This window comes from Serratia sp. MF1(2023) (genome assembly GCF_030954545.1).
GTDB lineage: Bacteria > Pseudomonadota > Gammaproteobacteria > Enterobacterales > Enterobacteriaceae > Serratia > Serratia sarumanii.
The window spans coordinates 1-13,310 of record NZ_JAVHUX010000046.1; the positions used below are offsets into that span (position 1 = coordinate 1).

At 60.3% G+C, this 13,310-nt stretch carries 12 protein-coding genes and 1 pseudogene; 9 read left to right on the forward strand and 4 right to left on the reverse strand.

Annotated features, from left to right (window positions below; genetic code table 11):
• A partial coding sequence (locus tag REA38_RS22140; protein ID WP_277350629.1) for a transketolase C-terminal domain-containing protein occupies positions 1–379 on the forward strand: 379 nt, incomplete at its 5' end.
• Between the two features lie 69 nt (positions 380–448).
• On the opposite strand, the gene brnQ is transcribed toward REA38_RS22140, so the two are convergent.
• The 3 genes from brnQ to REA38_RS22155 all read right to left on the reverse strand — a co-directional run bounded on the left by brnQ (position 449) and on the right by REA38_RS22155 (position 3,229).
• Entirely contained in the window at positions 449–1,771 is a 1,323-nt protein-coding gene (gene brnQ / locus REA38_RS22145) for a branched-chain amino acid transport system II carrier protein (protein ID WP_308886641.1), read from the reverse strand.
• Between the two features lie 213 nt (positions 1,772–1,984).
• Positions 1,985–2,866, reverse strand: coding sequence for a 2OG-Fe dioxygenase family protein (locus REA38_RS22150; protein WP_033635886.1), 882 nt, complete (start codon positions 2,864–2,866; stop codon positions 1,985–1,987).
• A 30-nt stretch (positions 2,867–2,896) separates the two neighbouring features.
• Positions 2,897–3,229: a tRNA-binding protein gene (locus REA38_RS22155; protein WP_151265612.1), complete on the reverse strand. Its 333-nt coding sequence runs from the start codon at positions 3,227–3,229 to the stop codon at positions 2,897–2,899.
• A 291-nt stretch (positions 3,230–3,520) separates the two neighbouring features.
• Between REA38_RS22155 and REA38_RS22160 the strand changes: the two genes are divergently transcribed.
• From REA38_RS22160 to fbaA, 8 genes and pseudogenes are all read left to right on the forward strand, one after another.
• A complete protein-coding gene (locus tag REA38_RS22160; RefSeq protein WP_033635885.1) occupies positions 3,521–4,438 on the forward strand; it encodes a DMT family transporter in 918 nt (305 codons plus the stop codon).
• A gap of 165 nt (positions 4,439–4,603) precedes the next feature.
• A complete protein-coding gene (locus tag REA38_RS22165) occupies positions 4,604–5,692 on the forward strand; it encodes an ABC transporter substrate-binding protein (protein ID WP_060428925.1) in 1,089 nt (362 codons plus the stop codon).
• A gap of 78 nt (positions 5,693–5,770) precedes the next feature.
• Positions 5,771–7,540 carry an iron ABC transporter permease gene (locus tag REA38_RS22170; protein ID WP_033635883.1) on the forward strand — a complete coding sequence of 590 codons (1,770 nt, stop codon included), beginning with the start codon at positions 5,771–5,773 and terminating at the stop codon, positions 7,538–7,540.
• Positions 7,533–8,603 carry an ABC transporter ATP-binding protein gene (locus tag REA38_RS22175; RefSeq protein ID WP_060422082.1) on the forward strand — a complete coding sequence of 357 codons (1,071 nt, stop codon included), beginning with the start codon at positions 7,533–7,535 and terminating at the stop codon, positions 8,601–8,603. Before REA38_RS22170 ends, REA38_RS22175 begins: the two co-directional genes overlap by 8 nt.
• A gap of 66 nt (positions 8,604–8,669) precedes the next feature.
• A pseudogene (locus REA38_RS22180) lies at positions 8,670–8,795 on the forward strand (LysR family transcriptional regulator); the annotation flags it as partial.
• 312 nt (positions 8,796–9,107) lie between these two features.
• Positions 9,108–10,124 (forward strand): erythrose-4-phosphate dehydrogenase, encoded by a 1,017-nt coding sequence (epd, locus tag REA38_RS22185; RefSeq protein ID WP_004931582.1) that lies wholly within the window; start codon positions 9,108–9,110, stop codon positions 10,122–10,124.
• A 70-nt stretch (positions 10,125–10,194) separates the two neighbouring features.
• Positions 10,195–11,358 (forward strand): phosphoglycerate kinase, encoded by a 1,164-nt coding sequence (gene pgk / locus REA38_RS22190; protein WP_025160206.1) that lies wholly within the window; start codon positions 10,195–10,197, stop codon positions 11,356–11,358.
• A gap of 116 nt (positions 11,359–11,474) precedes the next feature.
• Positions 11,475–12,554, forward strand: a complete 1,080-nt coding sequence (fbaA, locus tag REA38_RS22195; protein ID WP_025304179.1) for a class II fructose-bisphosphate aldolase — start codon at positions 11,475–11,477, stop codon at positions 12,552–12,554.
• A 56-nt stretch (positions 12,555–12,610) separates the two neighbouring features.
• On the opposite strand, the gene REA38_RS22200 is transcribed toward fbaA, so the two are convergent.
• Positions 12,611–13,279 carry a DUF1345 domain-containing protein gene (locus REA38_RS22200; protein WP_033635872.1) on the reverse strand — a complete coding sequence of 223 codons (669 nt, stop codon included), beginning with the start codon at positions 13,277–13,279 and terminating at the stop codon, positions 12,611–12,613.
• Positions 13,280–13,310: the final 31 nt, after the last annotated feature.

The window sequence follows — 13,310 nt, forward strand, 5'->3', positions numbered from 1 at the left end:
CGGCTACGTGCTGAAAGACTGCGCGGGCACGCCGGACGTCATCCTGATTGCCACCGGCTCCGAAGTGGGCATCACGGTGGAAGCGGCGGACAAGCTGACCGCGGCGGGCCGCAAGGTGCGCGTGGTGTCGATGCCGTCGACGGACGCGTTCGACAAGCAGGATGCGGCGTACCGCGAATCGGTGCTGCCGGCGGCGGTGACGGCGCGCGTGGCGGTGGAAGCGGGTATCGCGGACTACTGGTACAAGTACGTGGGGCTGAACGGCGCCATCGTGGGCATGACCACCTTCGGTGAGTCGGCGCCGGCGGAGCAGCTGTTCGCCGAGTTCGGCTTCACCGTGGACAACGTGGTGGCCAAGGCGCAGGCGCTGCTGAAGTAAGCGGCCTGGCACCAGCCAATAAGAAAGCCGGTCATCGTGACCGGCTTTTTTTATGGGCGTGACCCGCGGTTACGACGCGGCATTGGCGCTTTCGACGCTGCGCAACCGGTCGTAAGCCGCCGCCAGCAACAGCACCAGCAGCGTAGGCTGCAGCCAGACCAGACCCTGTTCGGCCAGCGGCAGCTTATCGAACCAGGCGGGCAGCAGGCCGCTGAAGCTGGAAGCCTTCAGGCCGTCGGCGAGGCCAAACACCAGGCTGGTGGCGATCACCGGCGCGAAGACGCGCTTGGCGCTGCGCCAGCGGTTCTGGCTGAAGCTGAGTAACACCAGTGCGATGCAGGGCGGATAGATCGCCGTCAGCACCGGCAGCGAGACGCGGATCAGATTGGCCAGCCCCATGTTGGAGACCAGCATGGCGAAGAGGGCGAGGATGACCACCAGCGCGCGGTAAGAGAGCGGCAGGTAGCGAGAGAAGAAGTCCGCGCAGGCGCAGGTCATGCCGACCGCCGTCACCAGGCAGGCGATGAACATCAGCACCGCCATAAAGATGCTGCCCAGATCGCCGAAGGTGTGCTGCACATAGGCGTGCAGGATCGCCGCGCCATCCTGAGCGCCACTCTCGACCAGGCTGCCGCTGCCGGCGCCGAGCTTGAACATGCAGATATAGACCAGCGTCAGGCCGACGCCGGCGATCAGGCTGGCCCACAGGGTGTAGCGCAGCAGCAGGCCGCTGTCGCTGACGCCGCGCGAGCGGGCGGCGGTGACGATAATCGAGCCGAACATCAGCGCCGACAGCGTGTCCATGGTTTGATAACCCTGCACGAAGCCGGTGGAAAACGCCGCTGCCTGATAGCTGCCGACGGCGGAGACCGGTTCACCGGCGGGCCAAACCAGGGCGGCGATGCCGAGCGCGGCCAGCGCCAGAATTTTTAGCGGCGCCAGAATATGGCCGACGTTATCGAGCAAGCGGCCGGGATACAGCGACACGATCATCGCCAGGGTAAAGAACAGCAGGCTGTAGATGAACTGCGGCAGGGCGCCGTCGCCGGTGAAGGGCGCGATGCCGAGGGCGAAAGAGACATTGGCGGTTCGCGGCGTGGCGAACAGCGGGCCGAGCGCCAGATAGCAGACGGTCGCCAACAGCAGGCCGGCGGTGCGGCCGATGGGGCCGGTCAGCAGGCTGATGCTGCCGCCGACGCGCGCCAGCGCGATCACGGCGATCACCGGCAGGGCGACGGCGGTCACCATAAACCCGAGGGCGGCCGGCCACAGATGTTCGCCGGACTGCAGCCCCACCAGCGGCGGGAAAATGATGTTGCCGGCGCCGACAAACAGGGCGAAGGTCATAAAGCCCAGGGCGATAATGTCTTTCGGGGATAAATTCTTGGTCATAACGGTATGGCACTGCCTGTATTCATGAAATAAACGGCCTGGCTGCGGATGGAGAACCGCAGAAGGACAGGCGCAGGGGGCCGCGAGTGCCCGCAAAATTTTCGTCCGGCAGGATATAATAATTCGGCGACAAAAACCTGATTAATCCAGCGCTGTTTATCCTGGCGTGAACCGGCCGCACAGAGGGATCATGGCGGCCGGCCCGGCAGGGCTTTAGCTCGCGCGCGCCACCATGTCTATCGACAGCGGGATTTCGATATGCGGTTTGAAAGAGTCATAGGCGAAAGAGACATGGCCGTCTTCGACCGGTTTGCGGGTGAAAAAGATCAGCATATCGCGGGTCGAATGCCGGCGTTTGTCCTGCGCTTCCACCGGTGAGAGGCTGTGTTTGCGTTCATGATCGACAATCAGCAGGGTATCGAGGAAATGCCGATGCTGTATCTCGCCCAAAATCCATTCCGGCCGGGCCCGATCGAATTTGATCCCGCTGGTTTCGCGCATATCGTGAATAAAGGTCTTGGCGCTGTCGTCGGTCATGTTGTCGCAGCCGAGGAAGGTCGTCATGGTGTGGTCGACGCCGTCACTGTGCACGCCTTCCAGCGCCGGCTCGCCCAGCATCTGCGGCGTGGTGACGGTACGCAGGTTGAACACCGTGCAGACGAACTTGTTGATCTCCTGATTAAGCCGGGGGCGCGGCGTCACGCTCACGCCATCGATCACGTAGGCTTTGAATTTCATCAGAGCCTGAAATGCCGTATTCAACTGCAGATCGTCGTTGATGCCGCGAAAGTGGCGCACCTTTCCCGAATCGTAGCGGACGAAGTCTTCCTCGACCGAGAGCACGAAAGGCTGGAACTCCAGCCGCTCAATCCGGGCGCGATCGAAGTCGAAACAGAAGCGGCCGTTTCTGGACTTGCGGAAAGGCAGCGTGGGATCGTCCGCCAAATTGTCGCTGACCTGCTGCAGCTTGGCGAAATCTTCCGGCCGCGCGCCCAGCGCCAGCAGGATCGCTTGCATGGTGGCGCCGGGGATAAAGGCTGAACGGTGTTCCTGGTAGGCCTTCTTAACTTCATCAAGCAGGGATAACTGTCGCATTTCTCGGTGGCCTCACGAATGATATGGCGATTATAAAATCTTGCTGCCGATCTCCACGTCGAAATCGGGTTTCAGCAAGACGGTGCCTTGATCCCGGGTGACCGCGGCAAGTACCAGCACTTCGGATTTAAATCCGGCAACCCGCCTGGCGGGGAAATTAACGACGGAGATGACTTTTCTGCCGAGCAGATCATCTTCCTGATAGTTTTCGCATAATTGCGCCGAGCTGTTTTTAATGCCAATGTCTTCGCCGAAATCAATGCGCAGCTTATAGGCGGGCTTTAACGCCTTGTCGTTATATTCCACGGAAATAATTTCGCCAATACGCATATCCAGTTTCATAAAGTCAGTGATTTCGGCCATGAGTCAGTCCAGTTAATTAAGTGGCTTCAGGAAGGCTAGCAAAGGGGAATTATTCCGACAATGTCGCCAGGAGGGGAATGGTTATACCGGATGTAGCAATTAATTTACAATTTCGTAACGCAAGGGGATTAATTATAAGCTTGGTGAATTATATAAGGTTGAAAAGTTATTATTTCCCGCCATAGTGTTCAGCACGCTGTTTTGCTGCCGGCGTCGGTGCTGTTAAGCCGGTGTTAAATTGGTTAGTATGCTCCACATTAATTCATCAACTGCATTTTTTCGGGTAGTGATATGGAAATAACCCAGCGCGAAAAACGCGATCGGCGAAAGGCATTTATCGCGCCGTTTTTCCTGATATTAATTTGGTCGACCGGTTTTATTGCCGCGCGGGCGGTGGCGGATCATGCCGATCCCAACCTTTTCCTGACCTTTCGCTTTTTGATCGCCGCTGCGGTATTCGCCCTGCTGGCGCTGCATTGCGCCTGGCCCAAGGGGCGGCAGTTCGTGATGCACCTGCTGACCGGCATGCTGATGAACGGCGTTTATCTCGCTGCAAGCTGGTGGGCGGTGGCGAACGGCCTGGCGGCCGGGGTGATGTCGCTGATCGGCGGATTGCAGCCGTTGTTCACCGCGCTGATTTTCGCGCTGGTGCTGCGCAAATCGATAGGGTTACGCTCCTGGGCCGGGCTGGCGGTCGGTTTTATCGGCGTTGCGCTGGTGCTCTCTCCCCGGCTGACCGGCATCGACGTCGGCAATATGGCGCTGTTGCCGATCCTGATGGGGTTTGGCAGCATCGTCGCGCTGACGATCGGCATCATGGTGCAGAAGTCTTCGCTGGCGGCGGCCGATCTGCGGGCGGCGGGCGCCATTCAGCACCTCGGCGCCGCGATCGTGACCGGCGTGTTGGCGGCCGTGATGGGCTCCGGCGCCTGGGACAATTCGCCGACGCTGTGGTTCTCGCTGCTGTGGTCGGCCGGCGTGTTGTCGCTGGGCGGCACCGCGCTGTTTATCTGGATGGTGCGCCACGGCGATTTGACTCGCATTACCGCGCTGATGCTGCTGGTGCCGCCGGCGGCGGCGCTGCAGGCTTACGCGCTGTTTGGCGAGGCGCTGTCGCTGGTGCAGTTGGCGGGGTTTGCCCTGACCCTGCTGGGGGTCGCCATCGTACAGCGAATTCGCCTGCTGCGGCGCTCTCGCCTGGCCGAATAGTCTGCAACAGAAAGTCCGTAAAGCCCGCGCTGCCGGGCTTTTTTGTTGGCTAAAAAACGCCCAGCCTCACAAAACCGAAAGATAACAAAGCAACGCCGTTGCCTCGTTGCAGTTATTAACTATATGTTAATTTTTGGTTTATTAAATGTGATCAGGGGATGGATGATGATGAAAAAAATCAGCGCGACCGTAGCTGTAATCACCTTACTGGGCTCCGTTTCCGCCTATGCGGCCTTCCCGGCGGGCTACCCCGCCGACTATCAGAAATGGGTCGACGGCGCGAAGAAAGAAGGCAAGGTGGTGATTTACTCGACCACCGACACCAAGGCGGCGGCGCCGCTGATTCAGGGGTTCGAGGCGTTGTACCCGGGCATCAAGGTGGAATACAACGACATGAACAGCACCGAACTCTATAACCGCTTCATCAGCGAGCAGGCGGCCGGCGGCACCAGCGGCGACGTGGTGTGGAGCTCGTCGATGGACACCATTTTGAAACTGGCGGGCGATTACGCGCAGGAGTATGCCTCCCCTGAGCAGGCCCAGCTGCCGAAATGGGCGGTATGGCAAGATAAAGTGTATGGCACCACCTATGAGCCGGTGGTGTTTATCTATAACAAACGCCTGATCCCGCAAGGCGATGTGCCGGATTCGCACGCGGCGCTGGCCAAGCTGATCGCCGGCCAGACGGACAAATTCAAGAAGAAAGTCACCACGTACGACATCGAAAAATCCGGCGTCGGCTTCATGCTGTCGGTGCAGGACTTCAAGGCCGATCCCAACTACTTCAAAACGCTGGCCGACGTGGCCAAGGGCGGGCTGGCGGTGCAATCCTCCACCGGCACCATGATGGAGCGCGTCTCCTCCGGTGAAAACCTGATCGGCTTCAATATCCTCGGTTCGTACGCCGAGGCCCGCGCCAAAAGCGACCCGTCGCTCGGCATCGTCTATCCGAAAGACTATACCCTGGTGCTGTCGCGCGTGAGCTTCATCAGCAAAGAGGCCGGCAACCCTAACGCCGCCAAGCTGTGGTTCGACTACGTGCTGTCGGAGAAAGGGCAAAGTATTCTCGCCAATCAGGCGGATATCCCCTCGATCCGCAACGACATCGAAGGCAAGAACGACATCGACGGCATGACCAAGCTGTTGGGTAACGCGCTCAAGCCGATCCCGGTTGACGACAGCCTGCTGGAATATCTGCAGCCGGCCAAACGCCTCGACTACATCAAACAGTGGCGCGCCGCCGCGGCGAAATAACAGGGACTGCATTCGGACGCGCGCCTGCCTTAGAGGCGCGCGCCCTTTGGTCGTCGTTTACAACCATAGGGAGCATTTATGCAAGCATGGCGCAGAAAGTGGCAGAGCCTGCCGCGCGGCCTGGTGGTGTTGATAACCGCGCTGGTTATCTATGTCCCCCTGTCGTTTATCATCATTCAAAGCTTCCTTTCGGCACCGTTTTTCTCTCCCTCCAAGGTCTTCAGCCTGGAGGCCTTCGAGTTCATCTTTACCGATCCGGATTTCTACAAGGCGCTGAAAAGCGGCTTTATTCTGGCATTCGGCCTGGTGATCATCGCCATCCCCCTCGGCGGCATTTTGGCTTTCCTGATGGTGCGCACCGATCTGCCGGGGCGGCGGATCATCGAACCGCTGATTCTGGTGCCGATCTTCGTGTCGCCGATGGTGCTGGGCTTCGGTTACGTGGTGGCGGCGGGGCCGGTGGGCTTCTTCTCGCTGTGGGCGCAGGCGCTGCTGGGCTTTGTGCCGTGGAACATCTATTCGATGGCCAGCATCGTGGTGATTGCCGGATTGACGCACGTGCCCCACGCGTATCTGTACATCTCCTCGGCGCTGCGCAGCGTGGGCTCCGACGTTGAAGAAGCGGCGCGCACCGCCGGCGCCACGCCGCTGCAGGTGATGACCGCCGTCAGCCTGCCGATGGTGCGGCCGTCTATCCTGTATGCCGGAGTGCTGCTGTTTTTCCTCGGGCTGGAAGTGTTCGGCCTGATGCTGGTGCTGGGGGATCCGGAGGGCAACCTGGTGCTGGCGACCTACCTTTACCAGTTGACCAACAAGCTGGGCACGCCGTCTTACCACCTGATGGCGGCGGTGGCGGTGGTGCTGATCTGCATCACCATTCCGCTGGTGATGCTGCAGCGTCGGCTGATGCGCACCGCCAACCGCTTCGTTACCGTCAAGGGCAAAGCCTCGCAGGCCCGTGCGCTGCCGCTGGGCAAATGGCGCTGGGTGGCCGGCGCGGTGGTGGTGTTCTGGCTGACCGTGACCATCGGCGTGCCGCTGATAGGCGTAGTGCTGCGCGCCTTTATCTCCAACTGGGGCGTGGGCGTGTCAGTCTGGGACGAGCTGTCGATCAACACCTTCCGCACCATCTGGGCGCAGCCCAACCTGCTGCGCGCCATCGTCAACTCAATGGCGATTGGGGTGATCGGCGGGGCGCTGGCGGTGGCGTGCTATCTGTTCATCGGCATCGCCATGCACCGCAAGCCGGATGGCGCCACGCGTTTCCTCGACTACAGCGTGCTGGTGCCGCGCGCGGTGCCGGGGCTGCTGGCCGGTCTGGCGTTCCTGTGGGTGTTTCTGTTCCTGCCGATGTGGTTGGACAAATCGCTCAAGGAGGGCTGGCTGTCGGCGCTGCCGATGGCCGAGTGGCTGCGTGCTAACTGGATTGTCTGGCTGCGTTCGCTGCGCAGCACCATCTTCAGCGTCTGGCTGGCGTATACCGTGGTGTGGATGGCTTACGGCCTGCGGCTGATCTCTTCCACGCTGCTGCAGGTGGGGCCGGAACTGGAGGAGGCGGCGCGCAGCGCCGGCGCCAGCCGCGGCCAGATCACTCGCCACGTCACCATTCCGCTGTCGCGCTACGGCCTGATCGGCTCCTGGCTGCTGATGTTCCTGATTTTTGAACGCGAATACTCCACCGGGGTGTATCTGCTGTCTCCGGGCACGGAAACCATCGGCTCGATGCTGGTTTCCCTGTGGGCCGCGGGCGCTATCGATATCGTCGCCGCGCTGTCGTTCATCAATATCCTGCTGGTGGTGCTGGGGTTAGGGATCGCCTTGCGCTTTGGAGTGAAATTACATGATTGAACTTTCGGTAGAGAATCTGCATTTGACCTATGGCGACAACCCGGTGCTGAAAGGGGTGTCGATGGATCTGAAACGGGGCGAAGTGGTCTCACTGCTGGGCCCGTCGGGCAGCGGCAAAACCACGCTGCTGCGGGCGGTGGCCGGGCTGGAGAAACCGAGCCAGGGGCGGATCGTCATCGGCAACAGCGCGGTGTACAACGGCAGCGCACGCAGCGAAATTCCTGCCGAAGAGCGCAATCTGGGGCTGGTGTTTCAGTCCTACGCGCTGTGGCCGCATAAAACGGTGTTTGAGAACGTCGCTTACCCGTTGAAGCTGCGTAAGATCGCCTCGGCGGAAATCACCCAGCGGGTGCAGGCGGTGCTGGATCAGCTCGGGTTGGGGCATCTGGCCAAGCGCCATCCGCACCAGCTATCCGGCGGCCAGCAGCAGCGCGTGGCGATCGGACGGGCGCTGGTCTACAACCCGCCGGTGATCCTGCTGGACGAGCCGCTGTCCAACCTCGACGCCAAACTGCGCGAAGAGGCGCGGGTATTCCTGCGCGAATTGATCATCAAGCTTGGCCTGTCGGCGCTGATGGTGACTCACGATCAGAACGAGGCGATGGCCATTTCCGATCGCATCCTGCTGCTCAATAACGGCAAAATCGAGCAGCAGGGCACGCCGCAGGAGATGTACGGTTCGCCCACCACGCTGTTCACCGCCGAGTTTATGGGCAGCAACAACCGCTTGCCGGGCAAGGTTGTCGCGCTGGAAGGCGACCGGGCGCGCATCGAAGGCAAGGATTGGGCGCTGTGGGGCAAAGCGGGCGAAGGCGTGCAGGTTGGCCAGGAGGGCTCGGCGGTGATCCGCGTGGAGCGCGTGCGGTTGGGCGAAGATCCGCAGGGCAACCAGCTTGAGCTGCCGCTGCTGACCAGCATGTATCTCGGCGATCGCTGGGAATACCTGTTCCGCACCGTGGCCGAGGATTTCGTGGTGCGCGCCTATGGCCACGAAGCGCGCGATCGGGCGCTGTGCCGGCTCTCCCTGCCGGCCGAGCATCTGTGGATATTCCCGAAAGCCTAATCAGGACGCCCGCAGGCGCGGGCGCTCCGTTTACAGAGTTAAACCGCTAGCGGCGATCTTTTCCGGGCGGTGTACGTTTCCCGGCTGGCAACGTCGGCGAAAGTGCGGGTGACGGTCGAATTTTTGCGCGACTATTTCCGCAAGCACTACGGCGAAACGGGGCCAGCGAGTGAAAATCCGCCGCGGCCTTGAGGCCAAAAATGTGCGCCAGATCATCTTATGCTCGTAAAACTCCCCTCCGTTACTTGTGGAACTGTTGCACCTGTTCCTTTTGCTAAAACTTTGGTTTATGCTCAGCTGAAGCGTTTCAGTTGAAGCACTCTTCGACAGAAATGCCGATGTGACGGCGGCGAAAAGCTGCTGAAGCGCAGGAATAATGCAAACGCGGCGATTCACAGCGGGCGGTGCGATCCACTACTCTATGCGGGTTAGTGAGACAACCAGTCAGCGCCGGCCCGGCGCCGGTGAGTCAGCCCGGCGGGACGGCCCTTTTTCAGGAGCAGCATGACCATCCGCATAGCGATAAACGGCTTTGGCCGCATCGGCCGCAGCGTATTGCGCGCACTGTACGAATCGGGACGACGGGCGGAAATTTCCGTGGTGGCGATCAACGAGCTGGCGAATGCCGAGGGCATGGCCCATCTGCTGAAGTACGATTCCAGCCACGGCCGCTTCGCCTGGGATGTGCGGCAAGAGTGCGACACGCTGAGCGTCGGGGACGACGCGATTCGCCTGTTGCATCAGCCGGCGGTGGAGCAGTTGCCCTGGGGCGAGCTGGGCGTCGACGTGGTGCTGGACTGCAGCGGCGTGTACGGCAGCCGGGCGGATGGCGAAGCCCATCTGGCGGCGGGGGCGAAGAAAGTGCTGTTCGCCCATCCGGGCGGCAACGATCTGGACGCCACCATCGTGTTCGGCGTCAACCATCAGACGCTGTTGGCGGAACATCGCATCGTGTCCAACGCCTCGTGCACCACCAACTGCATTATTCCGGTGATCAAGCTGCTGGACGACGCCTACAGCATCGAATCCGGCACCGTGACCACCATTCACTCGGCGATGAACGATCAGCCGGTGATCGACGCGTATCACGCGGATTTGCGGCGCACCCGCGCGGCGAGCCAGTCGATCATTCCGGTCGACACCAAGCTGGCCGCGGGCATCACCCGTATCTTCCCGCAGTTTTGCGATCGCTTCGAGGCGATCTCGGTGCGCGTGCCGACCATCAACGTGACGGCTATCGATCTCAGCGTCAGCGTGAGCGCCGCGGTGAAGGTGGCGGAGGTCAACCAGCTGTTGCAAAAGGCCGCACGGGAATCATTTCGTGGTATAGTTGACTACACGGAATTACCATTGGTCTCGATCGATTTTAACCATGACCCGCACAGCGCTATCGTCGACGGTACGCAGACCCGGGTCAGCGGGCAGCACCTGATAAAGACCTTGGTCTGGTGCGACAATGAATGGGGCTTTGCCAATCGGATGTTGGATACAACACGGGCAATGGCCGCCAGCGGTTTCTAGTACGGCGGCGCCGGCGTGATTGGCGCGCTGCTCAGGCAATTTTATAGAGATTCAATAAAGAGGGTTCACCATGTCTGTAATTAAGATGACCGATCTGGATCTGGCGGGTAAACGCGTACTGATCCGCTCCGATCTGAACGTGCCGGTAAAAGACGGTAAAGTGACTTCCGACGCGCGTATCCGCGCTTCCCTGCCGACTATCGAAGCTGCGCTGAAGCAAGGCGCCCGCGTGATGGTAACCTCCCACCTGGGTCGTCCTACCGAAGGCGAGTACAACGAAGAATTCTCCCTGCTGCCTGTTGTTAACTACCTGAAAGATCACCTGAAATCCCCAGTGCGTCTGGCGAAGGATTATCTGGATGGCGTCGACGTCGCCGAAGGCGAACTGGTGGTGCTGGAAAACGTCCGTTTCAACAAGGGCGAGAAGAAAGACGACGAAACCCTGTCCAAGAAATACGCGGCGCTGTGCGACGTGTACGTAATGGACGCGTTCGGTACCGCGCACCGCGCGCAGGCTTCCACCCACGGCGTGGGCAAGTTCGCGCCTGTCGCCTGTGCCGGCCCGCTGCTGTCCGCCGAGCTGGAAGCGCTGGGCAAGGCCCTGGGCAACCCGGCCCGTCCGATGGTTGCCATCGTGGGCGGTTCTAAAGTCTCCACCAAACTGACCGTGCTGGATTCCCTGTCCAAAATCGCCGATCAGCTGATCGTCGGCGGCGGCATCGCCAACACCTTCGTGGCGGCGCAGGGCAACAACGTGGGCCAGTCCCTGTACGAACCTGACCTGATCCCGAACGCGCAGAAACTGCTGGAAACCTGCGACATCCCGGTTCCGACCGACGTGCGCGTAGCGACCGAGTTCTCCGAAACCGCGACCGCAACCGTGAAGCAGGCCAACGAGATCCAGGACAACGAGCAAATTCTGGATATGGGCGACGTCTCTGCCGAGCGTCTGGCCGTTATCCTGAAGAACGCCAAGACCATTCTGTGGAATGGCCCGGTTGGCGTATTCGAGTTCCCTAACTTCCGTAAGGGCACCGAAATTGTCGCCCGCGCGATCGCCGATAGCGACGCTTTCTCTATCGCTGGCGGCGGCGACACTCTGGCAGCCATCGATCTGTTCGGTATCGCTGACAAAATTTCCTACATCTCCACCGGCGGTGGCGCATTCCTGGAATTCGTTGAAGGGAAACCGCTGCCTGCAGTCGTGATGCTGGAAGAGCGCGCTAAGCAGTAATTCAGACAACGGGAGGCGAAAGCCGCCCGTTTGTTTTATACCGCGCGGCTCACGCTGCGCGGCGTGAAAACATCGATTTACATCCATCTACGGCCGACGAAACAGGACAAAGTAACATGTCTAAAATTTTTGATTTCGTAAAACCGGGTGTCATCACGGGTGATGACGTTCAGAAAGTCTTCGCAGTTGCTAAAGAGAACAACTTTGCGCTGCCAGCGGTAAACTGCGTGGGTACCGACTCCATTAACGCAGTGCTGGAAGCCGCGGCTAAAGTGCGCGCGCCGGTCATCGTTCAGTTCTCCAACGGCGGCGCCGCGTTCATCGCCGGCAAAGGCGTGAAGACCGATGTGCCTCAGGGCGCAGCGATTCTGGGTGCCATCTCCGGCGCACACCACGTTCACCAGATGGCTGAACACTACGGCGTGCCGGTGATCCTGCACACCGACCACTGCGCGAAGAAACTGCTGCCATGGCTGGACGGCCTGCTGGACGCTGGCGAGAAGCACTTCGCCGCTACCGGCAAACCGCTGTTCTCTTCTCACATGATCGATCTGTCTGAAGAGTCTCTGGAAGAAAACATCGAGATCTGCAGCGCCTACCTGAAGCGCATGGCCAAAATCGGCATGACGCTGGAAATCGAACTGGGCTGCACCGGCGGTGAAGAAGATGGCGTGGACAACAGCCATATGGACGCTTCCGCACTGTACACCCAGCCGGAAGACGTGGCTTACGCGTACGAAAAACTGAACGCCATCAGCCCGCGCTTCACCATCGCTGCCTCCTTCGGTAACGTGCACGGCGTGTACAAGCCAGGCAACGTTAAGCTGACCCCGACCATCCTGCGTGATTCTCAGGACTACGTGTCCAAGAAATTCAACCTGCCGCACAACAGCCTGAACTTCGTGTTCCACGGCGGTTCCGGTTCTACCGACGCAGAGATCAAAGAGTCTGTGGGTTACGGCGTGATCAAGATGAACATCGACACCGACACCCAATGGGCGACCTGGGACGGCATCCTGCAGTACTACAAAGCGAACGAAGCTTACCTGCAGGGCCAGCTGGGCAACCCGAAAGGCGCCGATCAGCCGAACAAGAAATACTACGATCCACGCGTATGGCTGCGCGCAGCGCAGACCAGCATGGTGACGCGTCTGGAGCAGGCCTTCAAAGATCTGAACGCGGTAGACGTTCTGTAATCTTCGGCACCTGTTGCACGATGCAAAAGGCTCCCTGCGGGGAGCCTTTTTCGTTTTCAGCCCAGCAGGCCGGCGCCGACGTTGATAGACAGGCCCAGGATCAGCATGTTGAACACGAACGAAATAACCGACTGTACGAGCGCGATTTTACGCACCTCCGCGGCGCCGACCGCCACGTCGGCGGTTTGCGACGCGACCGCGATGGTGAAAGAGAAGTAGGCGAAGTCCAGATAGGTCGGCTCGGTGAGATTGCCGGGAAACAGCAGCGGCAAAGGCTCCTGCTGCGCACCCTGGCGATAAAATTGATGGGCGTAGTGCATGGTGAAGGCGGTCGGCAGCAGCAGCCAGGAGACCGCCAGCGTTCCGCCGGTTAACGCCAGATGCAGGGTTTTCAGCGAGTCGCTGGCCTGTTTGGCGCTGCTCAATTCGAACAGGATCGCCAGAATGCTCACCAGACAACCGAAACTGACCAGCGCCAACACCGTGCTGGCGCTTTCATCCTGTCGCCGGGCGATCTGGCGAATGTGCTGCGGCGTGCTGACCAGCATCAGCCGCCAGAGAAACAGCAGGTAGAGCCAGGCCAGCGTATTCCAGCCGATCATCAAGCGCTGCAGCAACGAGAGCTGGGCGGGCAGCAGCAGAAAGCACAACAGCCCGGCGCCGACGGAAAACAGCAGCCTGGGCCGCACTTGCCAATAGTGTTTGAGCGAAGAGCGAATGTGCATGAAGAACGGATCCCTTGTCGTGAAATGGCCA

What these genes read in the sequence shown, in the direction of transcription:
- brnQ (WP_308886641.1), bottom strand. Translation starts at nt 1,771, where the DNA reads ATGACCAAGAATTTATCCCCGAAAGACATTATCGCCCTGGGCTTTATG.
- REA38_RS22150 (WP_033635886.1), bottom strand. Translation starts at nt 2,866, where the DNA reads ATGCGACAGTTATCCCTGCTTGATGAAGTTAAGAAGGCCTACCAGGAA.
- REA38_RS22155 (WP_151265612.1), bottom strand. Translation starts at nt 3,229, where the DNA reads ATGGCCGAAATCACTGACTTTATGAAACTGGATATGCGTATTGGCGAA.
- REA38_RS22160 (WP_033635885.1), top strand. Translation starts at nt 3,521, where the DNA reads ATGGAAATAACCCAGCGCGAAAAACGCGATCGGCGAAAGGCATTTATC.
- REA38_RS22165 (WP_060428925.1), top strand. Translation starts at nt 4,604, where the DNA reads ATGATGAAAAAAATCAGCGCGACCGTAGCTGTAATCACCTTACTGGGC.
- REA38_RS22170 (WP_033635883.1), top strand. Translation starts at nt 5,771, where the DNA reads ATGCAAGCATGGCGCAGAAAGTGGCAGAGCCTGCCGCGCGGCCTGGTG.
- REA38_RS22175 (WP_060422082.1), top strand. Translation starts at nt 7,533, where the DNA reads ATGATTGAACTTTCGGTAGAGAATCTGCATTTGACCTATGGCGACAAC.
- epd (WP_004931582.1), top strand. Translation starts at nt 9,108, where the DNA reads ATGACCATCCGCATAGCGATAAACGGCTTTGGCCGCATCGGCCGCAGC.
- pgk (WP_025160206.1), top strand. Translation starts at nt 10,195, where the DNA reads ATGTCTGTAATTAAGATGACCGATCTGGATCTGGCGGGTAAACGCGTA.
- fbaA (WP_025304179.1), top strand. Translation starts at nt 11,475, where the DNA reads ATGTCTAAAATTTTTGATTTCGTAAAACCGGGTGTCATCACGGGTGAT.
- REA38_RS22200 (WP_033635872.1), bottom strand. Translation starts at nt 13,279, where the DNA reads ATGCACATTCGCTCTTCGCTCAAACACTATTGGCAAGTGCGGCCCAGG.